At 70.8% G+C, this 23,772-nt stretch carries 23 protein-coding genes, 1 pseudogene and 2 CRISPR repeat arrays; of the genes and pseudogenes, 15 read left to right on the top strand and 9 right to left on the bottom strand.

Annotated elements, in window-relative coordinates:
- Positions 1-29: 29 nt before the first annotated feature.
- Positions 30-533: a DinB family protein gene (locus ACFWIA_RS08405; RefSeq protein WP_387001686.1), complete on the top strand. Its 504-nt coding sequence runs from the start codon at positions 30-32 to the stop codon at positions 531-533.
- A 48-nt stretch (positions 534-581) separates the two neighbouring features.
- Positions 582-1,037: a hypothetical protein gene (locus ACFWIA_RS08400; protein WP_387001684.1), complete on the top strand. Its 456-nt coding sequence runs from the start codon at positions 582-584 to the stop codon at positions 1,035-1,037.
- Between the two features lie 199 nt (positions 1,038-1,236).
- A CRISPR array of direct repeats spans positions 1,237-1,501; the repeat unit is 21 nt; unit sequence CTGCTCCCCGCGCACGCGGGG.
- Between the two features lie 63 nt (positions 1,502-1,564).
- Here the strand turns inward: ACFWIA_RS08400 and ACFWIA_RS08395 are convergent.
- The 4 genes and pseudogenes from ACFWIA_RS08395 to ACFWIA_RS08380 all read right to left on the bottom strand — a co-directional run bounded on the left by ACFWIA_RS08395 (position 1,565) and on the right by ACFWIA_RS08380 (position 4,997).
- Complete coding sequence (locus tag ACFWIA_RS08395; RefSeq protein ID WP_387001682.1) at positions 1,565-2,050, bottom strand: hypothetical protein; 486 nt, start codon at positions 2,048-2,050, stop codon at positions 1,565-1,567.
- A 9-nt stretch (positions 2,051-2,059) separates the two neighbouring features.
- Entirely contained in the window at positions 2,060-2,797 is a 738-nt protein-coding gene (locus tag ACFWIA_RS08390) for a hypothetical protein (RefSeq protein WP_387001680.1), read from the bottom strand.
- Between the two features lie 538 nt (positions 2,798-3,335).
- On the bottom strand, positions 3,336-3,914 hold the full coding sequence (locus ACFWIA_RS08385; protein ID WP_387001679.1) for an HD family hydrolase: 579 nt from the start codon (positions 3,912-3,914) through the stop codon (positions 3,336-3,338).
- Positions 3,915-3,926: 12 nt separating this feature from the next.
- Positions 3,927-4,997 (bottom strand): annotated as a pseudogene (locus ACFWIA_RS08380) (helix-turn-helix domain-containing protein).
- Between the two features lie 188 nt (positions 4,998-5,185).
- Between ACFWIA_RS08380 and ACFWIA_RS08375 the strand changes: the two are divergent.
- From ACFWIA_RS08375 to ACFWIA_RS08355, 5 genes are all read left to right on the top strand, one after another.
- Positions 5,186-5,623: a hypothetical protein gene (locus tag ACFWIA_RS08375; protein ID WP_387001677.1), complete on the top strand. Its 438-nt coding sequence runs from the start codon at positions 5,186-5,188 to the stop codon at positions 5,621-5,623.
- 443 nt (positions 5,624-6,066) lie between these two features.
- Entirely contained in the window at positions 6,067-6,396 is a 330-nt protein-coding gene (locus ACFWIA_RS08370) for a hypothetical protein (protein WP_387001675.1), read from the top strand.
- A gap of 170 nt (positions 6,397-6,566) precedes the next feature.
- Positions 6,567-6,839: direct repeats of the CRISPR family, unit length 29 nt; unit sequence CTGCTCCCCGCGCACGCGGGGATGGACCC.
- A gap of 30 nt (positions 6,840-6,869) precedes the next feature.
- Entirely contained in the window at positions 6,870-8,252 is a 1,383-nt protein-coding gene (locus tag ACFWIA_RS08365; RefSeq protein ID WP_387001673.1) for a cobalamin biosynthesis protein CobG, read from the top strand.
- Positions 8,253-8,294: 42 nt separating this feature from the next.
- The gene (locus ACFWIA_RS08360) at positions 8,295-8,921 is read left to right on the top strand and encodes a precorrin-8X methylmutase (RefSeq protein ID WP_387001671.1); all 627 of its coding nucleotides are present in this window, start codon (positions 8,295-8,297) and stop codon (positions 8,919-8,921) included.
- A gap of 2 nt (positions 8,922-8,923) precedes the next feature.
- Positions 8,924-10,540, top strand: a complete 1,617-nt coding sequence (locus ACFWIA_RS08355; RefSeq protein WP_387001669.1) for a precorrin-2 C(20)-methyltransferase — start codon at positions 8,924-8,926, stop codon at positions 10,538-10,540.
- Between the two features lie 7 nt (positions 10,541-10,547).
- On the opposite strand, the gene ACFWIA_RS08350 is transcribed toward ACFWIA_RS08355, so the two are convergent.
- Complete coding sequence (locus tag ACFWIA_RS08350; protein WP_387001667.1) at positions 10,548-11,297, bottom strand: cobalt-precorrin-6A reductase; 750 nt, start codon at positions 11,295-11,297, stop codon at positions 10,548-10,550.
- Between the two features lie 17 nt (positions 11,298-11,314).
- Here ACFWIA_RS08350 and ACFWIA_RS08345 point away from each other — a divergent pair, with 17 nt between their 5' ends.
- The 4 genes from ACFWIA_RS08345 (at position 11,315) to cobM (ending at position 15,288) form a co-directional block, all read left to right on the top strand.
- Entirely contained in the window at positions 11,315-12,439 is a 1,125-nt protein-coding gene (locus ACFWIA_RS08345) for a cobalt-precorrin-5B (C(1))-methyltransferase (RefSeq protein ID WP_387001665.1), read from the top strand.
- Positions 12,440-12,521: 82 nt separating this feature from the next.
- Positions 12,522-13,115: a dihydrofolate reductase family protein gene (locus ACFWIA_RS08340; RefSeq protein ID WP_387001663.1), complete on the top strand. Its 594-nt coding sequence runs from the start codon at positions 12,522-12,524 to the stop codon at positions 13,113-13,115.
- 146 nt (positions 13,116-13,261) lie between these two features.
- On the top strand, positions 13,262-14,542 hold the full coding sequence (cbiE, locus tag ACFWIA_RS08335; RefSeq protein ID WP_387001661.1) for a precorrin-6y C5,15-methyltransferase (decarboxylating) subunit CbiE: 1,281 nt from the start codon (positions 13,262-13,264) through the stop codon (positions 14,540-14,542).
- The gene (gene cobM / locus ACFWIA_RS08330) at positions 14,539-15,288 is read left to right on the top strand and encodes a precorrin-4 C(11)-methyltransferase (protein ID WP_387001659.1); all 750 of its coding nucleotides are present in this window, start codon (positions 14,539-14,541) and stop codon (positions 15,286-15,288) included. Before cbiE ends, cobM begins: the two co-directional genes overlap by 4 nt.
- 25 nt (positions 15,289-15,313) lie before the next feature.
- Here cobM and ACFWIA_RS08325 read toward each other — a convergent pair whose 3' ends face one another.
- Both ACFWIA_RS08325 and ACFWIA_RS08320 read right to left on the bottom strand, forming a co-directional pair.
- The gene (locus ACFWIA_RS08325; protein WP_387001657.1) at positions 15,314-16,090 is read right to left on the bottom strand and encodes a VWA domain-containing protein; all 777 of its coding nucleotides are present in this window, start codon (positions 16,088-16,090) and stop codon (positions 15,314-15,316) included.
- 81 nt (positions 16,091-16,171) lie between these two features.
- Positions 16,172-16,732 carry a hypothetical protein gene (locus ACFWIA_RS08320; protein ID WP_387001655.1) on the bottom strand — a complete coding sequence of 187 codons (561 nt, stop codon included), beginning with the start codon at positions 16,730-16,732 and terminating at the stop codon, positions 16,172-16,174.
- Here ACFWIA_RS08320 and ACFWIA_RS08315 point away from each other — a divergent pair.
- A complete protein-coding gene (locus tag ACFWIA_RS08315; RefSeq protein ID WP_387001654.1) occupies positions 16,731-17,495 on the top strand; it encodes a class I SAM-dependent methyltransferase in 765 nt (254 codons plus the stop codon). The two genes, ACFWIA_RS08320 and ACFWIA_RS08315, sit on opposite strands and share 2 nt — an antisense overlap.
- On the opposite strand, the gene ACFWIA_RS08310 is transcribed toward ACFWIA_RS08315, so the two are convergent.
- Positions 17,465-19,075: a serine hydrolase domain-containing protein gene (locus ACFWIA_RS08310; protein ID WP_387001652.1), complete on the bottom strand. Its 1,611-nt coding sequence runs from the start codon at positions 19,073-19,075 to the stop codon at positions 17,465-17,467. The genes ACFWIA_RS08315 and ACFWIA_RS08310 overlap by 31 nt on opposite strands.
- A gap of 109 nt (positions 19,076-19,184) precedes the next feature.
- Here ACFWIA_RS08310 and ACFWIA_RS08305 point away from each other — a divergent pair, with 109 nt between their 5' ends.
- The 3 genes from ACFWIA_RS08305 to ACFWIA_RS08295 all read left to right on the top strand — a co-directional run bounded on the left by ACFWIA_RS08305 (position 19,185) and on the right by ACFWIA_RS08295 (position 23,442).
- A complete protein-coding gene (locus tag ACFWIA_RS08305) occupies positions 19,185-20,405 on the top strand; it encodes a sensor histidine kinase (RefSeq protein WP_387001650.1) in 1,221 nt (406 codons plus the stop codon).
- A complete protein-coding gene (locus tag ACFWIA_RS08300; RefSeq protein ID WP_387001648.1) occupies positions 20,396-21,043 on the top strand; it encodes a response regulator in 648 nt (215 codons plus the stop codon). The genes ACFWIA_RS08305 and ACFWIA_RS08300 overlap by 10 nt, the downstream gene beginning before the upstream one ends.
- 1,091 nt (positions 21,044-22,134) lie before the next feature.
- The gene (locus tag ACFWIA_RS08295) at positions 22,135-23,442 is read left to right on the top strand and encodes a hypothetical protein (RefSeq protein WP_387001646.1); all 1,308 of its coding nucleotides are present in this window, start codon (positions 22,135-22,137) and stop codon (positions 23,440-23,442) included.
- Positions 23,443-23,588: 146 nt separating this feature from the next.
- On the opposite strand, the gene ACFWIA_RS08290 is transcribed toward ACFWIA_RS08295, so the two are convergent.
- The coding region (locus ACFWIA_RS08290; RefSeq protein WP_387001644.1) for a transposase at positions 23,589-23,772 on the bottom strand (184 nt) is incomplete at its 5' end.

Below are 23,772 nucleotides of genomic sequence, written 5' to 3'. Positions count from 1 at the left end.
CGCCCCGGCGATCAGGGACGCTTCCCGCGATGACCAGAATCGACGACACACCACCCGCGTGGGACGAGCGCACCCAGCTCACCACGTTCCTCGACTACGCACGCGACACCGCCCGCGCCAAGTGCGACGGCATCTCCGCGGAGCACGCCCGCACGGCGCTGTTGCCGGGCTCGCCGCTGATGACCGTGAGCGGCTTGATCAACCACCTCCGCTGGGTCGAGTACTACTGGTTCCAGGTGGTCTTCCTCGGCGAGGAGGACGAGGGCCCCTGGACCGACGAGGACCCCGACCGCGAGATGCGCATCGCCGTCGACTTCCCCCTCGGCCAGCTGCTGGACGAGTACGCCGAGCAGAGCGCCCGCTACCGCGCCCTGGTCGCCGCGCACGACCTGGACCGCCGGGCCGAGCGGGCCGTGCGCGACGGCGTCCACGTCGACCTGCGCTGGATCGTCCTCCACCTCACCGAGGAGACGGCCCGGCACAACGGCCACCTGGACATCCTGCGCGAACTCCTGGACGGCACGACGGGGTAGGGCCCGTCCGTCTCGGTGGCGTGCCGTGCCCGTGTGAAGCTGTGCGCCATGGTGCCCTCGACGGTCCGCGGACTCGCCCTGCCCGCCCGGCTGACGTCCCTCATCGCCCGCGGCCACTGGCGCCACCCGGGCGATGCCGCGCTGGCGGAAGCCGTCCCGTGGTTCGAAGACCCGCTCGCCTTCGTGCGCAACCCGGAACAGATGACGTTCGCCTCGCAGTCGATGGACCTCCTCGCCGACGATCCGCATGCCACCTACTTCAGCGTGGCCCGCGGAAGCAGGACCGCCGGCCCGCTCGAACTCCCGTGGCTCGACGCCGAGCGGGCCGTGCTGATCGCCATCACCCGCAACCCCGGTGACGACGGCGCCCTGGCCCTCGACTACCGCTCCGACCCCGCGGACCCGCGCATCGTCGGCAGCGACTTCTGGGCGGACCCCAGCGCGTGCCGATGGCGGATCGTCGCCCCCACCTTCTCGGACTTCGCCACGAGCCTGGGCCTGTAACCTCCGACACGTCACGGCTGCCCGACGGTGGACCAACCGCTGGACGGACGCGAAGCTTTGCCTCTGCGTAGAAGAAGCATCCACAGTGCCTCAGCTGGAACTCTCAGCCACCTTTTCAGCCACTTTGGCTGATTGGTCTGATTCTCGACTTCTTCATGAAAACGGTCCCTCGGCCGGCTAACGTCGCAGGTCAGCTCCTCTGCTCCCCGCGCACGCGGGGTTGGACCCGCCGCCCCGACGCCTCCCGTTGAAGGAGTTCACTGCTCCCCGCGCACGCGGGGTTGGACCCCGAACAGCCCGGAGGGTGGAACCGATGACGAGCTGCTCCCCGCGCACGCGGGGTTGGACCCGCGCCGCGGAGGAGGCCCGCAAGGCAGCCAAGCTGCTCCCCGCGCACGCGGGGATGGACCCTTCCACCGGCCGCCGGTGCGCATCACGGACGGCTGCTCCCCGCGCACGTGGGGCTGCTGTCCACCGAACCGCTCGCGCTGGGCGACCCCACCGGTAGGGTCGCCACCGATTCGAATTCATCGGAGCCGGGCTGTCCCCGTTGGCCAGATGCGGTCGACGGGGATGCCCGCGGCTTGCGCTTCGAGGACGGTGTCCGCGGTTCCGCCGCCCTTGCCCGACGGCGGCTCGCCGTCCCACACGGCCGCCAACCGGTCGGCACGTTGGAGCAGTTCGGAGTTGGCGGTGGCGTACGCGTGCCGGTCGGCGGTCTCGTAGGGGAGGACGATGACCTCATCGGCTGCGGTGACGAGGCGGTCGAAGGTCTCTGCGTGGTCGGGGCGGACCTTCCGTTCGCGGTAGTCCCGCGAGGGGATCACCACGACCAGACGTCCACCGGCGTCCAGCACCGCCTCGGCGAAGAGCGAGTCGGCGCCCTTGGCGATGCAGGAGACGCCCACCAGGTCCCCGGCGTGCGGTGCCAGCGTCTCCGCCAGCGCGGCCCGGACCAACGGCACGCTGGCAGCGGTCAGGTCCATGTGCCCCGTGACGGCGATCGTCGCCATGTCTCTCCCTCAGTTCGCCAGCAATTCGCGGACCCGGGCCCGCACTTCGGAGACCGTAGACGATGAGGACCGGCTGACGGTGTAGGGGTAGAGGTTGCTGAGCTGTGCCCGGACACGGCTTGACCGTGTGCGGGCAGCAGCGTCGACGGCCTGATGCGTATGGTCGACGGCACCGGCTACGTCTCCCAGTAGGAAGTGGCATTCTGCGAGCCCGATCAGGTCGAGGGCGTAGCTGCGGCTGACTTCCGGACCTCGCTCCGACAGCGCTGTGCGAATCGACTCGGCTGCGCCTTCCGCGTGGCGGCTCGGATCGTGGCGTGCCAGATCGAGTAGGCGCCCTCCGGTGACTCCGGCCAACTCCGCAGCGTCAAAGTACGCAATCCAGTAGGGCTCGTCGTTGCCTGCTTCGGTGAGCGATTCAGATGCTTCCTCCGTCGCTCGCCGGAAGGCACTTGCACGGCCCATCGCTGCGTAAGCCCACGCCTCGCGGGTGTGAAGCATGGACCGTAGGCGGGGAGCGTCCGTTCGGTCGACCCCCTTCTGCGCGAGCCGCACGAGTTCGAGAGCGTCCTGAGGGCATTGGTTGTAGAGCATCTGACGTGCCATGCCAGCCAAGAGGTTGGCACCGAACGCCCGATCTCCCGCGGCGTGAGCAGCACGAAGAGCCATGCGGTAGTAGTCCTGCGCCTGCTTCTGAAGCCCCGAGTCCCAGGCCATTGTGGCCGCGGTGCCACCTAGCTGGGCCATCACCCAGACTCCGGACCCGGCACCACACTCCACTTCCACCACCACACCCTGCGCCCTTTGCCTGAAGGCCCGCATCTTCGGCCTACCCGAACACACCTGCCACCTCTGGACCCCCACCAGCCCCGAGATCCACCAAGGCCGCATACGACTCCGCCTCCGCCTGCGCGACCGCCCCCAACCCTGCCCGTGCCCCTGCCGCACCCAGAACCATGCCCGACGGGGCACCAACCGCTAGACAGACGACATACTTTGACCCTGCGCAGAAGCGTCTCGACAGAGGGAGGATTCACAAGTGCAGCAGGTGGAACCCGTGCTCGCCTTTTCAGCTGCTTTGGGTGTTTGGTCGGATTCTCGACTTGTTAATGAAAACGGCCCCTCGGCCGGCTAACGTCGCAGGTCAGCTCCTCTGCTCCCCGCGCACGCGGGGATGGACCGGGCTTGCGATTCTGCGCTCACCTAGTGCAAGCTGCTCCCCGCGCACGCGGGGGTGCTCCTGGGGCGTGGGCTGGCTGCTCCCACCCTGTGCGGCCGATGAGGCTCAGCCCTTCTCTCCCATGGCGGCGTGCAGCCAGTCCAATGGACCTTGGGATAGGAGCTCGTCGGCGAGGCGGGTTCCGGACTCGGTGACGAGTCGGGTGCGGCTGTTGTCGATCCAGCGTTGTGCGTGTTCGTGGCCCTGGGCCCGGTATTCGATGCCCTGGAGCATGCACTCCAGCTTGTCGGCGTCCCGGGCGCAGACCGCCTCCGGCGTTTCCTTGCCCTCGTACTCGGTGACGAGTTCGCGTACGGCCGTGGCCAGCGGTTCGGGCATGCCGCGGGTCTGGTCGGCCGTCACCGCTTCGGGGTCGCCGGGTGCCGCGTACCTCTTGCCGAGGTGGTTGACGTCGCCGGTGCGAGTCTCCTGCGTGTCGTGCCAGACGGCCAGGAGAGCGGCACGGGCGGGGTCGGCGCCTTCGAGCTTCGCGATGACCGAAGCGATCAAGGCGGTGCGCCAGGAGTGCTCGGCCACGCTCTCTGGGTCCCGCACCCCGGCCATCCACCAGCCCGTTCGGCGGGCGTTCTTCAGCGTTCCCGCTTCGAACAGGAAGTGCGCCACCTGGGACAGGTCATCGGCCACGTCCATCTCCTCTCACGCCTTGGCAAGGCGGATTGCGTACCGGATGCCGTCCAGCTCCCGGCGGGTCTGTTGCGAGATCTGGTGGTCATCCAACATCACGGGAAGACGTTCGCGCAGGAGACTGCTTGCTTGGGACGGTACGTGCAGAAGGTTGGGGCGTATTGACAGCAGGGCCCACAAGGTATGCACATTGAGATCGAAGAATCCGTGTTGAGGAGTTAGCCCCTTGACGAGATGTGCGTACAGGCGGTTTCCCTGCCAGGTCCCTTGTACGGGGTCGGCGATGAAGTCGTCGGACAGCTGAACGTGTGGTGCCTCACCGATTCAGTAGGCCCAGTAGTTCAGGTTCGCTGCCTCTGTCTTCTCGTCATCCCCGAGGGTTCGGGTGATGAAGTGGGACATCCGGTCGCGATCTCCTTGCCGCGCGGAGACTGTGGCGACGGAGCGTTCATTGAGCCATGATTCCAGCCAGCCGTCGGGACGCTGGGTGCGTTGTTGATGCGTGAGCCAGTCGGTGGTGTCTTTGCGCTTGTCGTAGCCGGCCAGGTAGAGGGCTTGTCGACGCAGAAGAAACTGCCCTGCCCCTTGGGCCCGTTCGGCTGTCTTCCGCATACAGGTGAAGAAGCGGGACCGGCCGTCGGCAGGGACTTCCGGTCCGTTGGGCGTGGGACCACGGCGGAGCTTCGGCGGGGTGGGCAGGCTCCTCAAAGCATCTGGCGTTACGCCGTTGAGGGGCCATGCGAGAACTTCAACGAGGTCACGTTGGAGGACCCATGAGCCCATTGGGCTGTCGTTCGCTGGAACTTGGCCGTCGAGGCAACTGGTTAGCAAGACGTCGGCGTCCATCGCTCGCTCAAGGCTCATCAGCAAGGCAGGCGCAGCACCGAGTCGCATGAGGCGGTGTCGGTGTACGAGCATCTGGCCAACGGACATGGCCATGAGCGGGCGTCGTCCTGCCTCCCATCCGGCGATGGAGTCTGCTGAGACGCGAAGTTGCTCGGCCAAGGTCTCCTGGGTATGCCCAAGCTGCTCGCGGATGAGTCGGAAGACGTAGCCAGAAATGACACCTGTCCGGCCTCGCATTGGTGGTCCCTGACTGGCAGTCGGGGTATCTGGTGCTGCCCTGTGCATGAAGGGCTTTCCTTCCGTGAAATCAGGCCGCACTGCCTTGAACCATCCGTACTGGGGGTCACTTCGCGTGTGGGTCCGCGCTACCTATCGTCGTGTTCCAGTCACGGCTGGCAACTCAGCGTAGTAGGGAAGGTGGCACCGTGGGCCTGGTTGAACAGACTGCGAACAACCCTGAGGGCGAGTCTGAGCCCCTGCTGAAATCGAAAGCGCTTTTGCTAACCGATCGGTTGACGGAGTGGGCGCGCACTCGTGACGCGGGTGAGCGGGCGGCGGTCGCCGCGCTGATCCATGAGGGTGATGTGTTGGCCCGCGGGGACGTCCGTGACCTCCTCGTCGTGGATACGGGGAGGGTGGCGTCGTTGGACTGGCCGCGGTTCGAGGGCCAGTACCGTACGGCTCTTGTCCTGGACACCAGTGAGCGGGCGTTCTTGGATCTCGTTGTGGCGGTGGGGTTTCCGCGACTCGTGCCGCTCTGGCAGGTGGAGAACTTGGGTGAGCGGCGGCTTGCGATCGTGTTGCGTGCGTTGGCGGCGTTGGCCGGCTGCGACACGATCGCGGTGGGTACGCGGGCGTGGTGATGTTCTGCGTGCGGTGTCTGCTGCCGATTCGCGAGGGTCAGCAGTATGACGCGCAGGTGCGTCAGTCCCCGGTCGGTACCCTGTACCGGGCCTACGCCCACGCGGAGTGCCCCGCCCCGGGGCCCGTCCGGGTCGTCGTGTCGGTGGAGCGGGTCGCTGTCACGCGCCGGTACTTGGACCACGTCACTACCTGCTCCGACTGCGCCTCCGACGCCCTTGGCTGCCCGCCCGGGCGGGAGCTGCGTGCGGCGTGGAAGGCCACGGCCAGACCCGGACCCGACGCCGAGGCTCTGTAGGCCGCGCCGTGAGCCCCCGTACCGAACAGGTCCTGTACGTCCTGACGATCGCCGCGTTGCTCGGCGCCCTCGCGTACGGCATCACCACCCACCCCTGAACCACACCCGCCGGGCCCGTCGACCCTGCCCGTCATCCAAGGGACACCCATGCGCCGCACCCGCCTCCACTGCGCCCGCTGCCAACAACCCATCCGCCCGTGGCAGCGCCGCACCCACCTACTCAGCTACTCCGACTCCGGACCCGGCACCACCCTCCACTTCCACCACCACTGCATCCCCGCGGCAATGCCCTGCGCCCCCTGCCTGAAGGCCCGCATCTTCGGCCTACCCGAACACACCTGCCACCTCTGGACCCCCACCAGCCCCGAGATCCACCAAGGCCGGCTACGACTCCGCATCCGCCTGCGCGACCGCCCCCTACCCTGCCCATGCCCCTGCCGCACCCAGAACGGCGCCCGACAGGGCACCAACCGCTAGACAGACGACATACTTTGACCCTGCGTAGAAGCGTCTCGACAGAGGGAGGATTCACAAGTGCAGCAGGCGAAACTCGTGCTCACCTTTTCGGCTGCTTTGGGTGATTGGTCGGATTCTCGACTTGTTAGTGAAAACGGCCCTTCGGCCGGCTAACGTCGCAGGTCAGCTCCCTGCTCCCCGCGCACGCGGGGATGGACCCTCCCTGATCTCGGTACCCGCGAGCCAGTCCGTCTGCTCCCCGCGCACGCGGGGATGGACCCCGCTGGTCCTGGCGCTCCACCAGAGCCTCAAGCTGCTCCCCGCGCACGCGGGGATGGACCCGCCACGTTGCCGTACTGCTCGCGGACGATGGGCTGCTCCCCGCGCACGCGGGGATGGACCCACCTTCACGTCAGCGCGAACTTCGGTTGGGCCCTACTCCCCGCGCCCGCGGGGATGCCCCCACCCCCACCACCCCTAGGTACGCTCAAAGGGTGCAGAACGCGGAGCCGTACCGAGCGGAAGTCCCCGAAGCCCCCCCACCCGGGGTGACCGGCGACGCATGCCCGGGTGCGCTGCGGCTGCACCCCGCCGACGACGGCGCCCTGGCCCGGGTACGGATACCCGGCGGCGTCCTGACCCCGGCCCAGGCGGAACACCTGAGCGCCGCCGCCGCCCACCTGGGCGACGGCGACCTGCACCTCACCTCCCGCGGAAACCTCCAGCTCAGAGGTCTGGGTGAGGACTGCGGAGCGGCCCTCGCCACCGTACTGACCGAGGTGGGCCTGCTCCCTTCGGTGGCCCACGAGCGGGTGCGCAACATCGTCGCGTCCCCCCTGTCCGGCCTCGACGGCCACGGGCACCGCCCCGTCGGCCCCTGGCTCCGCGAACTGGACGCCCTGCTGTGCGCCAGCCCCCGCACCCCGGCCCTGTCCGGACGGTTCCTGTTCGCCGTGGACGACGGCCGCGGCGACATGGCCGCCCTGGAACCGGACATCACCCTGATCGCCGACGAACCGGGCAGCGGCACCGCGACCGTGCACCTGGGCGACGTCGCGACCCTCACCGTCTCCGCGTCCGAAGCCCCGCGCACCGCCCTGCACGCAGCCGAAGCGTTCCTCGCAGCGGCCAGCGCGGCCCACGCGACGGGCGCCGACCGCGTCTGGCGGATCGCCGAACTGCCGGGCGGCCCCGAAGCCGTCCACGCCCTGGCCACGGACACCGCCCGCCGCACCGGCACGGCCCCTCGCACCGGCACCGCCCGCCACACGAACACGACCCGCCAGACCGGCACCACCCCCCGCACCGGCACCGCCAGCCCCACCCCGACGACGAGCACCCCCACCCCAGGCGAACCCCCCACCCCCGGCGAACCCCCGCTCCCCGGCGCCCTCCCCGGCGGCGTCAGCGTCCTCGTCCCGCTCGGCCGGATCACCCCCACCCAATGGACCGCCCTGCGGGAACTCGCCGACCGCACCGGCGGCGAACTCCGCCTCACGCCCTGGCGCGGCGTGATCGTCCCCGGCGCGACCGGGGCCGACCTGCCCGACCTCGCGGCCACCGGACTGGTCACCGCCCCCGGCTCCCCGTGGGACGGGGTCACCGCCTGCGTCGGCCACCCCGGCTGCGCCAAGTCGCTCGCCGACGTCCGCGCCGACGCGGCCGCCGCCCGCCGCACCGTACGGGGGCTGCCCGTGCACTGGTCGGGCTGCGCCCGCCGCTGCGGCCGTCCCCGTGGCGAGCGGGTCGACGTCGTGGCGACCACCACCGGGTACGAGGTCAGCACCGTCCGCGGCAGCGGCCCCGCGCACCCCACCTCGGTGACGGGCACCGCAACCCTCGCGACTACCGTTGCGGCGGCACGCACCGCACCCTGAGCAGCCGCGAACCACCACGGACCACCACGAAGCGAGAACAGAGTGTTCGACTACGAGAAGGACGGCGCGTCGATCTACCGCCAGTCCTTTGCCACCATCCGCGCCGAGGCGGACCTGACCGGGCTGCCCTCCGACGTCAGTCGCGTCGCGGTCCGGATGATCCACGCCTGCGGCATGGTCGACCTCGTACGCGACCTCGCCCACTCGCCCGACGTGGTGGCCCGCGCCCGGGAAGCGCTGCTCGCCGGCGCGCCCATCCTGTGCGACGCGAACATGGTGGCGAGCGGCGTGACCCGCAAGCGGCTGCCCGCCGACAACGAGGTGCTGTGCACCCTGTCCGACCCGGCCGTGCCGGAACTCGCAGCCAAGCTGGGCACCACCCGCAGCGCCGCCGCACTCGAACTGTGGCGGGACCGCCTGGACGGCGCCGTCGTCGCGGTCGGCAACGCGCCCACCGCACTGTTCCGGCTGCTGGAGATGGTCCGCGAGGGCGCCCCGCGCCCGGCCGCCGTGATCGGCGTGCCCGTCGGGTTCATCGGCGCCGCCGAGTCGAAGGACGCGTTGGCCGCCGACCCGTCGGGCCTGGAGTACCTGGTGGTGCGCGGCCGACGCGGTGGCAGCGCCATGGCCGCCGCCGCGCTGAACGCCATCGCGAGCGAGGAAGAATGAGCATGCGGGGCACCGAAGCCGACCACAGCAACAGCAACAGCAACAGCGCCACCGACCCCACCGACCGGACGGGACGTTTGTACGGGGTCGGGCTCGGGCCGGGCGACCCGTCCCTGATGACCGTCCGGGCCGTCGAGGTCATCGCCGCCGCGGACGTCATCGCGTACCACAGCGCCCGTCACGGACGTTCCATCGCGCGTTCCATCGCGGCCCGCCACCTGCGCGCGGACCACGTCGAGGAACCGCTCGTCTACCCGCTCACCACGGAGACCACCGACCATCCCGGCGGCTACCGCGGTGCGATGGACGAGTTCTACGAGGAGGCCGCCGCCCGGCTCGCCGCGCACCTGGACGCGGGCCGCAGCGTCGCCGTCCTCGCCGAGGGCGACCCGCTGTTCTACGGCTCCTACCAGCACATGCACAAGCGGCTCGCGCACCGCTACCCCACCGAGGTGGTGCCCGGCGTCACCTCGGTCAGCGCCTCGGCGGCCCGCCTCGGCACGCCCCTGGTGGAGGCGGAGGAGGTCCTGACGATCCTGCCGGGCACGCTGCCCGAGGAAGAGTTGACGGCCCGCCTCGCCGCGACCGACTCGGCCGTGGTGATGAAGCTGGGCCGCACCTTCGGCAAGGTCCGCCGCGCCCTGGAGGCGTCCGGGCGCCTCGCCGAGGCCCGGTACGTGGAGCGGGCCACCATGGACGGCGAGCGCACCGCGGACCTCGCGGACGTTGCCGAGGACTCCGTACCGTACTTCTCGGTCGCCGTGCTGCCGAGCCGGATCGACGCCCCGCGGCCGGTCCGCGAACGCGGCGAGGTCGTCGTGGTCGGCACCGGACCGGCGGGCCCGCTGTGGCTCACCCCCGAATCGCGGGGCGCCCTCGCCGCCGCGGACGACCTCGTCGGCTACACCACCTACGTGGACCGGGTGCCGCACCGCCCCGGCCAGGTGCGGCACGGCTCCGACAACCGCGTCGAGTCGGAGCGCGCCGAGTTCGCCCTGCAACTCGCCGCGCGCGGCCGGAAGGTCGCCGTCGTCTCCGGCGGCGACCCCGGGATCTTCGCCATGGCGACCGCCGTCCTGGAGGTGGCCTCGGAGGAGGCGTACCGGGACGTTCCGGTACGGGTCCTGCCGGGGGTGACCGCGGCGAACGCCGCGGCGGCCCGCGCCGGCGCCCCGCTCGGCCACGACTACGCCACGATCTCGCTGTCCGACCGGCTCAAGCCGTGGGAGGTCATCGCGGAGCGGCTGCACGCCGCGGCCCGCGCCGACCTGGTCCTCGCCCTCTACAACCCGGGCTCCCGCTCCCGCACCTGGCAGGTCGGCAAGGCCCGTGACCTGCTGCTGGAGCACCGCGCCGCGGACACTCCGGTGGTCGTCGCGCGGGACGTCGGCGGGGACGGCGAACGGGTCCGGGTCGTCACCCTCGGCACGCTCGACCCGGCCGAGGTGGACATGCGCACGATCCTGCTCGTCGGCTCCTCGCAGACCCGCACGGTGCGGCGCGGCGACGGCGACGGCGAGACGATCGTGTGGACGCCCCGCCGCTACCCCGAGACGCCCAGCGGTTCACCCGAAGCCGGGGCCGAAGCCGGAGCGCCCAGCGGCGCGCCCGAGGCGTGAGCCGACCTCAACGCTCCCCGCGCACCCACCGGGCGGCCTCCTCGGGACCCGTCACCATCGGCACGCCCGCGGGCACGGGCGGCCGGCGGACGATCACCACGGGCACCCGGGCCTCGCGGGCGGCGGTGAGCTTCGGCGCGGTGGCCGGACCGCCGCTGTCCTTGGTGACCAGCACGTCGACGCGGTGCGCGGCGAGCAACGCGCGCTCGTCGTCCAGCGCGAACGGCCCGCGGTCCAGCAGGACGTGCATCCGCGGCGGCACGGGCGGCTGGGGCGGGTCCACGGAACGGACCAGGAACCACAGCCGGTCCAGTTCCGCCGTGCCCGTGAACGCGGCGAGCCCCATCCGCCCGGTGGTGAGGAACACCCGCGCCCCGAGCGTCGGCAGCAGCGCCGCGGCCCCGGCCAGCGAATCGACCGGGTGCCAGTCGTCGCCGTCCACGGGCTGCCAGCCGGGCCGCCGCAGCACCACCAGCGGCACCCCGGTCGCCGCCGCGGCCCCCACGGCGTTCGTGCTCATCCGCTCCGCGAACGGGTGCGTGGCGTCCACCAGCACGTCCACCCGTTCCCGTACCAGCCACGCGGCGAGCCCGTCCGCCCCGCCGAAGCCGCCGATCCGCACCTCACCGGCCGGCAGCCGGGGCGCGGCGACCCGTCCGGCCAGCGAGGACGTCACCCGTAGGTCCGGGGCGCTCCCGACGAGCAGCGCGGCGAGCCGACGGGCCTCGGCCGTCCCTCCCAGGACCAGTACGTGCACGGAACCGGACTCCCCTCATGGCCACTGACCCCGCCGGCCCCTCCGGCGGACGCGGAGCCCAACTCAAACACACCGGTCTGCGGCCCGGCTGGACGACCGGTGCCTGCGCGACCGCGGCGACGACCGCCGCGTACACCGCCCTGCTCACCGGGGAGTTCCCCGACCCGGTGACGATCACCCTGCCCCGGGGCCAGACCCCGTCCTTCGCGCTCGCCGTCGAGGAACGGTCCGCGGACGGCTCGGCGACCGCCGGGATCGTCAAGGACGCCGGCGACGACCCGGACGTCACGCACGGGGCGCTGGTCCGCGCCACGGTACGGGTGCTGCCGCCGGGTTCCGGGGTGGTGTTCCGGGCGGGTCCCGGCGTCGGTACGGTCACCCGGCCCGGGCTGCCGCTGCCGGTCGGCGAACCCGCGGTGAACCCGGTGCCCCGGCAGATGATGCGCGAACACGTGGCCCGGGTCGCCGCACGGTACGGGGGCGGCGGCGACTGCGAGGTCACCGTCTCCGTCGACCACGGCGAGGAGTTGGCCCGCTCCACCTGGAACCCCCGGCTCGGCATCCTCGGCGGGCTGTCCATCCTCGGCACCACCGGCATCGTCGTGCCGTACTCGTGCTCGGCGTGGATCGACTCCATCCGCCGCGGGGTGGACGTCGCCCGGGCGGCGGGCCGCACCCATGTCGCCGCGTGCACGGGCGCCACCTCGGAGCGGACGGTCACCGAACTGCACGGGCTGCCGGAGGACGCCCTGCTCGACATGGGCGACTTCGCGGGCGCCGTCCTCAAGTACCTGCGCCGCCACCCCGTCGACCGGCTCACCGTCTGCGGCGGCTTCGCCAAGCTGTCCAAGCTGGCGGCCGGCCACCTCGACCTGCACTCGGCGCGGTCCCAGGTGGACAAGGGGTTCCTGGCCACGCTGGCGGCGGGCGCCGGCGCGGACACGGCGCTGACCGGGGCGATCAGCACCGCGAACACGGGTCTCGCGGCGCTGCGGCTCGCGGAGGAGGCTGGGGTGCCGCTCGGAGACCTGGTCGCCGCGCAGGCGCGCAGCGAGGCCCTCGCCGTGTTGCGGGGGGCGCCCGTCGCGGTGGACGTCGTCTGCATCGACCGCGCGGGCCTGATCGTCGGCCGTACTCCCTGACGGGGCGGGCGCGTCGCCGGTACCGGTGCCCACCGGCCCTTCGGGGGTGTCCCTGCTCGGACACGTCGACTAGAAACGTGCCATGCGCAAACTCGTCTACTACGTCGCCACCACGCTCGACGGATACATCGCCGGCCCGGACGGTGCCGACCCCACCGGCCCGAACGGCTTCTGGCCCGTCCCCGAGGACTACCTCCAGCACCTCGCCACCGAGTACCCGGAGACGCTGCCAGGGCCCGCCCGGCAGGCCCTGTCCGTCACCGCCGAGGGCACCCACTTCGACACGGTGCTCGAAGGACGGCGCACCTATGAGATCGGGCTCGCCGCCGGGCTCACCAACGCCTACCCCCACCTGCGCCACCTGGTGTTCTCCCGCACGATGACCGAGAGCCCGGACCCGGCGGTGGAGCTGGTCGCCGACGACCCGGTGGAGACCGTGCGCAAGCTCAAGCAGGAGCCGGGCAAGGACATCTGGCTGCTCGGCGGCGGCGAACTGGCGGGCTCCCTGTACGGCGAGATCGACGCGCTGATCCTGAAGGTGGGACCGCTGACCATCGGGGACGGCATCCCGCTGTTCTCCCGCAAGGCCGCGTTCGACCCGCGCACCTGGACCCTCACCGACCACACCGCCCTCCCGAGCAGCGGCGTGTTCCTCACCTACACCCGCACCCCCTGACCCCCGGGGGCGCCCGCCCCCCGGGGGGCGGGCCCCTTCAGGGGCGCGGGGAACTGCGCGAGCAACCACAACGCACCCGCGGACACACGCCGCCCAGGAACCGCCCCCACCAGGAACCCCCCGGACCCCCCGGATAAAGTGCGTCGGTGACGACCGAAGCCCCCCACCCCCACCCCGTGGCCCTCATCGGCATCGGCGCGGACGGCTGGCCGGGCCTACCCGACGCGTCCCGCGAAGCCCTCCGCACCGCACAGGTGATCCTCGGCGCCCCCCGCCAACTCGCCCTGCTGCCCACGGAGTGCACCGCGGACCGCGTCCCCTGGCCGTCCCCCCTGCGCCCCGCGGTCCCCGCCCTCCTCGCCGCCCACGCGCACCGCCGCCTCGCGGTGCTGGCCAGCGGCGACCCCATGTTCCACGGCATCGGCCGCGCCCTCGCGGAGGTCGTCGGCCCGACCGCGCTGGACGTCCACCCGCACCCGTCCTCCGTCTCCCTCGCCTGCGCCCGCCTCGGCTGGCCCGTCGAGGACACCGACGTGGTCACGGCCGTCGGCCGTCCCGTGGACCGCCTCGCGGCGCTGCTGCACCCGGGCCGCCGGGTCCTGGTGCTCAGCGCCGACGCCGACGGCCCCGCCGCGGTGGCCGCACTGCTGCGGGACCGCGGCTTCGGCCCCAGCCCCGTCCGTGTCCTGGAACGACTCGGCGCCCCCGACGAACACCTCACCCAAGCGCAGCGCGCCGACGCGTGGACCCGCCCGCCCGGCGCCGCCCTGAACCTCGTCGCCGTGGAGTGCGTACGCGCTCCGGACGCCGTGGCGCTCGGCATCGTGCCCGGCCTGCCGGACGCCGCCTACGAGAACGACGGCCAGCTCACCAAACGACACGTGCGGGCCGCGACGCTCGCCGTGCTGGCCCCCGAACCCGGCGAACTGCTGTGGGACGTCGGCGGCGGCTCGGGTTCCGTCGCCGTGGAGTGGCTACGGGCCCACCCGTCCTGCCGGGCCGTGAGCGTGGAACGCGACCCGGAGCGGGCCGAACGCATCGCCCGCAACGCCCGCACGCTCGGCGTACCCGGACTGCGGGTCGTCACCGGGGCGGCCCCCGACGCGCTCGACGGACTACCGGCCCCCGACGCGGTGTTCATCGGCGGCGGCCTCACCGCACCCGGACTGCTCGACCGCTGCTGGGCGGCGCTACGGACCGGCGGGCGGCTCGTCGCGAACACGGTGACCCTGGAGTCCGAGGCGCTGCTCGCCGAGGCCCGCCACCGGCACGGCGGCGAACTCGTCCGGCTGGCCGTGGCGCACGCCGTGCCGGTGGGCCGGTTCACCGGCTGGCGTCAGGCCATGCCGGTCACCCAGTGGGCGGCACGCAAGGAACTCGACGCGGCGACGCCGGAATCCGTCCGGCACCAGGGAGACGGCGCATGACCGTGTACTTCATCGGCGCGGGCCCCGGGGCCCCCGACCTGATCACCCTCCGGGGCGCCCGACTGCTGGGCTCCTGCCGGGTCTGCCTGTACGCGGGCAGCCTCGTCCCCCGGGAACTGCTCGCCGAGTGCCCGCCGGACGCCCGGCTGATCGACACCGCGAACCTCGACCTCGACCGGATCACCGAGGAACTGGTGCGCGCCCACGGCGAGGGCCACGACGTGGCCCGACTGCACTCCGGTGACCCCTCCGTGTTCAGCGCGGTCGCCGAGCAGATGCGCCGGCTCGACGCGGCCGGCGTGCCGTACGCGATGGTGCCGGGCGTGCCGGCCTTCGCCGCGGCGGCGGCAGCGCTGGGGCGGGAGCTGACGGTGCCCACCGTGGGGCAGACCGTCGTCCTCACCCGCATCGCCCAGCGGGCCACCCCGATGCCGCCCGGCGAGGACCTGGCGACGCTCGGCCGCAGCGGCGCGCTGCTCGTGCTGCACCTCGCGGCCCGGTACGCGGACCGGGTGGTCGCGGAGCTGCTGCCGCACTACGGCGCTGACTGCCCGGCCGCGGTGGTCGCGTACGCCAGCCGCCCGGAGGAGGTCGTGCTGCGCGGGCCGCTCGCCGGCATCGCCGAACAGGTCCGCGCGGCGGGCGTACTGCGTACCGCGGTGATCATCGTCGGCCGCACGCTGGGCGCGTCCGCCTTCCCCGACAGCTACCTCTACTCCCCGGACCGCGACCGCACCCCGAACTGAGCCGCGGACCCCGCTGCCCGGCCCTTCACCCTCCGACGACGTCGGCGTCCCGCGCGGCCGACAACCACGCGGGGAACTCCGTCAGCAGCCGGTCGTACAGCTCCTTGTCGGAGACGGTCCGGGGCGACCGACCGGCGGCGAAGAACCCGGCGTTGTCCACCACCCGGCGGGCGGGCACGGGCAACTCGTCCAACCTGCGCAGGAACCGGAACTCGTCCTCCCCGAAGCCGACGAACTGCCAGAAGATCGGCAACCTCGCCGCCGTGCACAGGACGTGCTCGGCGGCGGCCTTGGACGTCGGGGAACCGTCGGTCTGGAAGACCACGAACGCCGGATCGCGGGAGCCGCACGCCTGGTAGTGGTCGATGACCGCCTGCATGGCGACGTGGTAGTTGGTGCGCCCCATGTGCCCCAGCGACTCGTGCAGGGGGTTGATCCGGTCCCGGTAGGCGTCCAGGCTGATCTCGGCGGTCCCGTCGACGTCCGTGGAGAAGAAGACGACCGGCACCACCCCGTCGTCGTCGAAGTGCGCCGCCAGTGCGAGGGCCTGCTCGGCCAGGTGCTGGACGGAACCGTCGCGGTAGTAGGGGCGCATGCTCCCGGACCGGTCCAGGACCAGGTAGACGGCGGCCCGCTGCCCCTCGACACGGTGCTCGGCGAGCGAGGCGGCGGCCGTCTTGTAGAGGCTGACCAGTCCCGGCGCCCGGGCCGACACCTTCTCCAGACTGATCGCCGGGGCGACGGGTGCCGCGGCCGCCTTCCGGTAGTCGATCCTGGGACGCTTGCGGTAGTCGATGGCCATACGGAGTGATTGTTCACCAACGGGCCGCGGCTGTGGGGTACTTCACCGGAAAACGACTTCGGGACGTGGACGGCCCACCGCTCACCGTTCCTCCTCCCACACCACGACGACCCTCACCGGGAGGTCCGTGTCCTCCTGGACGACCCCGGCGAGCAACGCCCGTTCCCCCAGGGCCCACCGTCTGCACGCGACGAAGTCGTCGGCGTCCCGGTCCCTTCCGCCCGCCGCCACGAGGTCGACGGCGAGCGGCGACGCGACGAGCCCGGCGACCACGCCCGCCAGCACCGCCTCACCGTCCCGGTAGACCGCCTCCAGGTCCCCGAAGTACCCGGTGTCCTCGTCCACGTCCCGCAGCCACACGGTCAACTCGACCCGTACGCCCCCGTCGTAGGGGTGCACCCATCCCCGTACCCCGCCCTTGTCCCACGACGACTCGAACCCGTCCCGCAACCGCCCACCGGGCTCCCACCCCCGAGCCGCGAACCCACCCGCCACACCCGCCCCGGTAACGGGCACCAGCCCCCGCACCCCACGCAACAGGTCCACCACATCGTCCAGCCCCGCCCGTCCCACCATGCCCCCCACCGTACGGAGGGAGGCGGTCTGGCCCCGGGACACCGCGACCGGAAGCATGGCGGGCATGAACAGGGTCCACGACGACGAACGGTTGGCCGGGGTCTACGAGAGCGGCAACGAGATGCCCGACGACGCGCTGTCCGCCTGGACGCGGCTGATCGGCTCCTTCGCGAGCCGTACGGCTCCCGCGATCGTCGAGGTCGGCTCGGGCACCGGCATGTTCTGCTCGGCGATGGCCCGTTGGCTGGACGCGTCGACCGTGGTCGGGGTGGAGCCCTCCACGCCCATGCTCACTCAGGCCCGGCGCCGCAACCCGCACCCCGCGGTCCACTACGTGACCGGCACCGCGGAAGCCCTCCCCACCCGCGACGGCCTGTTCGACCTCGCCCTCCTGTCCCGGGTGGTCCACCACCTGCCCGACCGCCCCCGGGCGGCACGAGAACTGGCCCGGGTCCTGCGCCCCGGCGGCGTCGCCGTCGTCCGCACGACGTTCCGGGACGCACTGGACGCGCTGGTCTACGACTACTGGCCGCGCCTGCGCGAACTGGACGAACGACGGTTCCCGTCCCGGGACCAGGTGGTGCGGGACTTCACCGGAGCGGGTTTCACGGTCCACACCGTCACCGCCTTCGCGCAGCCCGTCACCGCGAGCCTGGGCGCCTACCACGCCCGGATGACCGCCCGCCCCCAGTCGAAGTTCACCCGGCTCACCGCCAGGGAGTTCGACCACGGCCTGCGGTGCCTGGCCGCCGACGCCCGCAGCGAGCCGCCGACCCGCCCCGTCCCCGTCACCGAACGCTACGACGTCGCCGTGTTCACGGCCCCCTGAGCGGGGCCCGACACCTCCACCGACGTGCCCGCCGTGTCGGGGGCCCCGCGCCGGACGTGACGGCGATGGCGGACGAAGGCGACGGCCCGCGCCACGAGCACCGCACCGGAGGCGAGGGCGCCGACGGCCGCCCACACGACGAGGGCGGGCCAGGCGTAGGCCACCTGGGTCAGGGTCCCGGAGCGGTTCATCAACAGGCCCATCAGCGCGGCGAGTTGCGCGAGCAACAGGATCGGCAGGGCCTGCGGCAGCAGCCGCAGCGCCACCACCCACCACCGCCGCCGGACGGCGCGCCGCGCCCAGTGCCCGGCCCGCACCACGCCGCGGACCCCGAGGCCCGCCGCCAGCAGGGTGAACGCCGCCAGGACCCAGTCGGCCGTCATGGAGAAGGGCGCGGACACCTCCGGCTCCTCGCCCCGGGCGAGGTCGACCAATCCCTCCACGATCTGCGGGGCGTCGTCTCCGGCGATCATCCCGGTGTTGGTGACGACCGCGATCCCGATCCGCTGCTCGGGCAGCAGGGTCGCCATCGAGTTGTGGGTCAGCAGCTGACCCGTGTGCTGGATCGCCGGCGGCCCGTCCCCCTCCCGGTTCACCCACCAACCCATCGCGTAGTCGGTGTCCTTCGTCGCCGCGGGCGGAGTGTGCGTGAGCGCGACGGTGCGCGCCGTGGCGATGCGCCGACCGTCGGCGGACACCCCTTCGTTGTTCTGCGCGATCAACCACTGCGCGAAGTCCTCGGCGGTGGTGACCACGCCGTGGCTGCCGGTCGCGAACCAACGCGGCTGGGGACGGGAGACCGTGGTGCCGTAGGCGCGGACGTAACCGCGGGCCCGGTCGGGCATCTCGGTGGTGTTGCCGACGGACGCGGTGCGTTCCATCCCCAGCGGCTCGAACACCTCGGTGGACAACTGCTCGGCGAAGGGCCGCCCGCTCACCACCTCGACCAGCCGTGCGGCAACGAAGAAGTTGGGGTTGTGGTACCGGTGCCGACTGCCGGGATCGGTGGCGAGGGGCGCCCCGCGCATCGCGGCGACCGCCTGTTCCAACGTGCGGGGTTGGGCGAGGGTCAGATCCGGATGGGCGGAGTCGGCCATGCCGGAGGTCTGGGTCAGCAGCTGCCGGACGGTGATCTCCCCGGCGCGCCGGTCGGCCAGGGTGAACTCGGGCAGGTAGTGGCGTACGGGACGGTCGAGTGCGACCTCGCCCGCCTCGACCAACTGCATGACGGCCAGCGCGGTCATGGCCTTCGATAGGGAGGCCACGGGGACCCGGGTCCGTTCGGTCATGGGCCGCCCGGACGCGGTGTGCCCGTACCCCGCGGTGTGCACGACCCGGTCGCCCCTCGTCACGGCGACGACCGCACCCGGAAGACGGGTCTGTGCCACGTAGTCGCGGACGAACCGGTCGATCGAGGCCGGGTCCAGGGAGGCGGTGGAACCGGCCACCGAGGTGCCGGGCGCGACGGTCACGGTGACCGCGGTGGCCATGGCGACCACGGCGACCACGGAGATCCGGAACGCGGCCGGAAGGGCACCGGGCGGGCGGCGGACGGGGGAGCGGAAGGCGAACGGCTTCATGGTGTCCAGTGCACCGCTGAGCCCCCCGTCCGCACACGGGCACGCACACCAGTCCCCAGGTAGTGCCCGCACTACCGACACCCGTTCCCGCCTCCCCTACGGTCGCAGCATGCACCACAGAACCGCCTGGCAGGCCCTCGGCCAGAACCCGCTACGGGTCCTCCGCTCCAGCTGGCCCTGGCGGTCCTTCGCCTACCTCCTGACCGGCGCCGCCTTCGGCGCCCTCACCAGCACCGCCCTCGCCCTCGCACTGGTCGCCGGACTCGTCTCCCTGGTCCTGGTGGTCGGACCGCTGATCCTGCTCGGCGTGGCCCTTTCCGGCGTCGCCGTCAGCCGTTTCGAACGGTGGCGGCTGCGCCTGGTGGACCTGGACCCCGTGCCCGACCCGCACCGTCCCCCCGAGCCACCCGGAGCGGTCGGCTGGCTGCGCACGCGGCTGGGGGAGACGGCGACCTGGCGCGAACTCGGCTTCACCGCGGTGTCGGCGACCGCGCTGTGGTGGATGGACCTCCTCGTCCTGGGCTTCGCCCTGGTCGTCCCGGTGCTGGTGATGGTGTCCCCGCTCGGCGACCCGCACGCCTGGCCGCTGGCGGTCGTCGGCGTCTGCCTGCTTGCCCCGGCGCCGTACACGATCACCGCCTGGGCGGGTGCCAGAGCCGCGGTGACCCGGCTGATGCTGACCCCGCGCGACAGCGAACTGGGCCACCAGCTCACCGACGTACGGGCCTCCCGGGCACGGCTGGTCGACGCCTTCGACGCGGAGCGCCGCCGCATCGAACGGGACCTGCACGACGGGGCCCAACAACGGCTGGTCTCCCTCAACATGCTGCTCGGCCTGGCCCGCCTCGACGCCGGCCCCGACCTCCCGCTGGCCGAACAACTCGCCCGGGCCCAGGCACAGGTCGGGCTCGCCGTCGACGAACTGCGGGAGCTGAGCCGTGGCGTCCACCCGAAGGCCCTCACCGACCACGGTCTGGCCGCCGCCGCCGAGAACCTCGCGGCCCGTTCGGTCCTCCCGGTCACGGTCGACATCCGCCTGCCGCACCGGATGCCCGTGCCCGTGGAGACCACCGCGTACTTCGTGATCGCCGAAGCCCTGACCAACGCCACCAAACACAGCGCGGCGACCGGCGTCGAGGTGCTCGCCCGAGTGCACACCGATGTGCTCACCCTCTCCGTCAGCGACGACGGCACGGGCGGCGCCACCCCCGAAGGGGGCACCGGACTGACCGGGCTGGCCGACCGGGTCGCCGCGGCGGACGGCCGCCTCCGAATCTCCAGCCCGCCGGGCGGCCCTACCCTGGTCCACGTGGAGCTGCCGTGCCGTTGACCGTCGTCCTCGCCGAGGACTCCCCCCTGATGCGCGACGGCCTGGTCGGGCTGCTCACCCGCTTCGGCCACCAGGTGCTCGCCGCGGTCGGCGACGCGGACACCCTGGTCACCGCGGTCCGCGAACACCGCCCCGACATCGTCGTCACCGACGTCCGCATGCCACCGGACCACACCGACGACGGCCTGCGCGCCGCCATCGCCCTGCGCGCCGAGTCCCCGACCCTGCCGGTCCTGGTCCTCAGCCAGTACATCGAGCAGTCCTACGCCGCCCATCTGCTCGACCTGGGCAGCGACAGCGGAGTCGGCTACCTGCTCAAGGACCGGGTCAGCGCGGTCAGCGAGTTCGTGGACGCCGTCACCCAGGTCGCCGGCGGCGCCACGGTCGTGGACCCCGAAGTGGTGCGCCAACTCCTCAACCGCCGCCGCGACCCCCTGCAACGCCTCACGCCCCGCGAACGGGAGGTGCTGGGCCTGATGGCGGAGGGCCGCGCCAACGGCGAGATCGCCCGCGCGCTGTTCGTCAGCGAAGCGGCCGTGAACAAGCACGTCGGCAACATCCTCCAGAAGCTCGAACTCCACCTCGACGGCGAGGGCCACCGCCGCGTCCTCGCCGTCCTGGCCTACCTCCGCGCCTGACCCGCGGCCCCGAAGCCCGCCCCGGCGCCCACGTCCGCCAGCCAACTCCCGTGCGACTGCGCTCCATGAGCCACTCTTGGCACTCGGGCCGTACGGCGTCCACGTTGGTGAACGCGTCCCGGGCCGCCGACCACGTGGGCCCCGGCCTCGCGTAGCGGTCGGGGGAGCGGTTCGGCCCTCCAGCGGAGGAGACGCCCCCAGCGTCGCCTCCAAGTTGGTCAGGACAACAAACAACCCCCTGGCTGCGAGCCGGCGGGTTGATACCGGAGCGGGTGACGAGAATCGAACTAGCGCTCTCAGCTTGGGAAGCTCGGGTCCTTTGGCGGCGATTGCTGTGCTGACCTGCGGCGGGGTGGTGTTGGTGTCTGGTACGCCCATGGGGCAGGTTCCTGCTGTTCCCCGCAGTTCCCCGCAGGATCTGGCACGCGAGTGGCACGTACCTTCGCCTCGTACGTTCCTTGGCGAAGCAGTACCGGGAGTGTCTGATCGTCAGCCGACGACAGGCAGCCACGACAGCGGGTGGCCGACCGATCACGCACGCGCGGGTCTCAGCGCACCCCACCGGCCCCAGCCGCATCGCCATGTCGTCGACCAGAGCGAGCCACGCTGGTGGACGTGGACTGGCCGTCCGGTGCTTCTGGTCCGTAACTCTAGCCAGATCAGTCACTGTCGGTCATCTCGGTCATTTCCGGCCGCGGATCGACGCCACCGGATGAGGCTGGCTGTTGTGGTTGCGGTACTTCGGTGCTGTACAGCCACAACTGATCACCAGTGGCTGTGACCTGCGTCTGCCCCATCGATCAACGCTCTGACCTGCCGCTGAGCTGTTGACGTTGGTCATCGTTGAGCACCCTTCTACGGCCCCAGGACGGCCAGGGAGGGCGCTCGTTCGCTCAGTCGTTCTTCAGTCTTATCAATGTCCCGATCTCCCCGGGTGGGGGCAGAAGTGAGAAGGAGGGCTACGGGGCCTCCATTTCTGAAGCGGCCTCAACTGTCAGTGGTGAGGGCTACCCTAGAAATGCGCAGGCGCGAACAAGCCACGTTCGCCCCCCACACCTCGTGCGACGGTACGTCAGTTAGCGGAGGCACCGATGAGCGTGGACAGCTTGTGGTCCAAGATTGACCTTTCGGTTAAGAGCCCCTCTGGCCAAGGGGCGGCTGGAGGGGTTGCAGAGCCTGCCGCTGAAGAAAAGTTCAAGCCGTGGGCTAAATGGAAGTTTCGCCTTCTCGACTTCATTGGGTCTGCTGTCTGGATCTATGTGATCGTTAAGCTTTTCATCTTCGATATCGACACGTACTTGATTGAGGATTTCTTTCCGGGTGTTGCGGGTGTGCTCGATTATCGATTCCTTTTTACTGGAGGAATGTTCGTCTTGCTCGTCCTTTTCTCTAAAGGGCGGCGAATGAAGTATCTTTATGTGGCCTTCTTTCCCTTGGTGGTTTCATTCTGGAAGATTCCCAAATGGTTCTACAGGGCCAAGAGTTGGATTGCCGTTTTCACGTTCCTTAATGTGGCTGCAATGGCAATTAGGCATCTGAAGTGGAACGCCACTACCAGGTTCTGTGCCCTTCTCTCCCTTGTGGGGGTTACTGCATCTAGTAATCGAGTAGTTCTGGCGCTCTGTGTGGGCTACCTGGGGCTGTATTTTATCCTCTTGATGGCCCGAACTATTTGGTTCTCAATTAAACCCTCTCATTTCCTGAAGTCGCAACAGACCCTGATTGACAAAATTTCGGGCGCGTCATTTATTGCTCAAATCACCTCGGTCAGTCCCGAGTTGAAAGATTCAAATCTAGAGAAGTTTAGTGCGGTGCAGCTCGCTACCTTTCAGTCGAACCTCGGTATGGCGGTGCTGTGTGGTCGAGCGACTTACTATTGGGCTTATCAGCTCGAGAAGTATCGCACTAGTGCGGCAGCCCTGGTGTTGAGTGCTGTCGCATACGCCAGTCTTTACGTGCAGGGCATCGTCGTTTTCTCGGTGATCAACTGGGCGCTTCTCGAGATGGATCCTGCGGCCTTCGCCTACTCGGAGACCCCGTCATTCCTTCAAGTTGCGTACTATTCGCTCTTTCATGGGGCAGGTTCTGCTCTCTCCCCAGTTTCTCCCGTAGCGGTCGCTGTTAAGATCGCAACCAATATCGTTGCGCCCCTCTTCGTTACTGCTCTCGTTACTCAGTTCCTCATCAATCGCCGGCAGGTGGAACAGGACGCAGCGGCAGAAGAAGCTATCAAGAAGATCAAGGCTGCAGGTGCGGAGCTGGAGAAAAGGTTCAGGCTGGAGTATGAAATCTCGACGGAGGAAGCCGTCGCGCGGCTGCAGGCACTGGGTGAGAATTTCTTCCTCACTGCCATTACGGCTATGTCCTCTCAGCTACCCCCCGATTACGACTCCGACTAGAGTGGCGGTGTAGAGATCGGTGGAGCGGCTTTGGGCTGGAGCTGCTTTGAATCGAGTGATCTTGGCTCCGTAAGCTGATGGCGAGTGGGGCAGTCTTTTGAATCTGCCTGCTAAAGCACGACGTTGGGGCCATGGACTTAGAACTCCTATCGGAATGACTTCAGGCGTCGCCAGCAGATGAGTGCGCATCCGAGGGTGAGGAAGGCTTCGTGGATGTCGTCGCGTATCTCCCAGCGGATCCGCAGGCGACGCAACCAGTGCAGGTGAGCGAACGCACGCTCCACGACCCAGCGTTGGGTGCCCAGGCCGGAGCCGTGCTCGGTGCCGCGG

Origin of the sequence: Streptomyces sp. NPDC127068 (assembly GCF_042724695.1) — a bacterium.
Taxonomy (GTDB): Bacteria; Actinomycetota; Actinomycetes; order Streptomycetales; family Streptomycetaceae; genus Streptomyces.
Note: the sequence above shows the minus strand (reverse complement) of the source record. Positions and strands in the feature narration are given on the sequence as shown.

Excerpts from the sequence above, each read along its gene's own strand:
- ACFWIA_RS08405 (WP_387001686.1), top strand. The coding sequence starts at position 30 with ATGACCAGAATCGACGACACACCACCCGCGTGGGACGAGCGCACCCAG.
- ACFWIA_RS08400 (WP_387001684.1), top strand. The coding sequence starts at position 582 with ATGGTGCCCTCGACGGTCCGCGGACTCGCCCTGCCCGCCCGGCTGACG.
- ACFWIA_RS08395 (WP_387001682.1), bottom strand. The coding sequence starts at position 2,050 with ATGGCGACGATCGCCGTCACGGGGCACATGGACCTGACCGCTGCCAGC.
- ACFWIA_RS08390 (WP_387001680.1), bottom strand. The coding sequence starts at position 2,797 with ATGGCCCAGCTAGGTGGCACCGCGGCCACAATGGCCTGGGACTCGGGG.
- ACFWIA_RS08370 (WP_387001675.1), top strand. The coding sequence starts at position 6,067 with ATGCGCCGCACCCGCCTCCACTGCGCCCGCTGCCAACAACCCATCCGC.
- ACFWIA_RS08355 (WP_387001669.1), top strand. The coding sequence starts at position 8,924 with ATGCGGGGCACCGAAGCCGACCACAGCAACAGCAACAGCAACAGCGCC.
- ACFWIA_RS08345 (WP_387001665.1), top strand. The coding sequence starts at position 11,315 with ATGGCCACTGACCCCGCCGGCCCCTCCGGCGGACGCGGAGCCCAACTC.
- ACFWIA_RS08340 (WP_387001663.1), top strand. The coding sequence starts at position 12,522 with ATGCGCAAACTCGTCTACTACGTCGCCACCACGCTCGACGGATACATC.
- cobM (WP_387001659.1), top strand. The coding sequence starts at position 14,539 with ATGACCGTGTACTTCATCGGCGCGGGCCCCGGGGCCCCCGACCTGATC.
- ACFWIA_RS08325 (WP_387001657.1), bottom strand. The coding sequence starts at position 16,090 with ATGGCCATCGACTACCGCAAGCGTCCCAGGATCGACTACCGGAAGGCG.
- ACFWIA_RS08315 (WP_387001654.1), top strand. The coding sequence starts at position 16,731 with ATGAACAGGGTCCACGACGACGAACGGTTGGCCGGGGTCTACGAGAGC.
- ACFWIA_RS08320 (WP_387001655.1), bottom strand. The coding sequence starts at position 16,732 with ATGCCCGCCATGCTTCCGGTCGCGGTGTCCCGGGGCCAGACCGCCTCC.
- ACFWIA_RS08310 (WP_387001652.1), bottom strand. The coding sequence starts at position 19,075 with ATGAAGCCGTTCGCCTTCCGCTCCCCCGTCCGCCGCCCGCCCGGTGCC.
- ACFWIA_RS08305 (WP_387001650.1), top strand. The coding sequence starts at position 19,185 with ATGCACCACAGAACCGCCTGGCAGGCCCTCGGCCAGAACCCGCTACGG.
- ACFWIA_RS08295 (WP_387001646.1), top strand. The coding sequence starts at position 22,135 with ATGAGCGTGGACAGCTTGTGGTCCAAGATTGACCTTTCGGTTAAGAGC.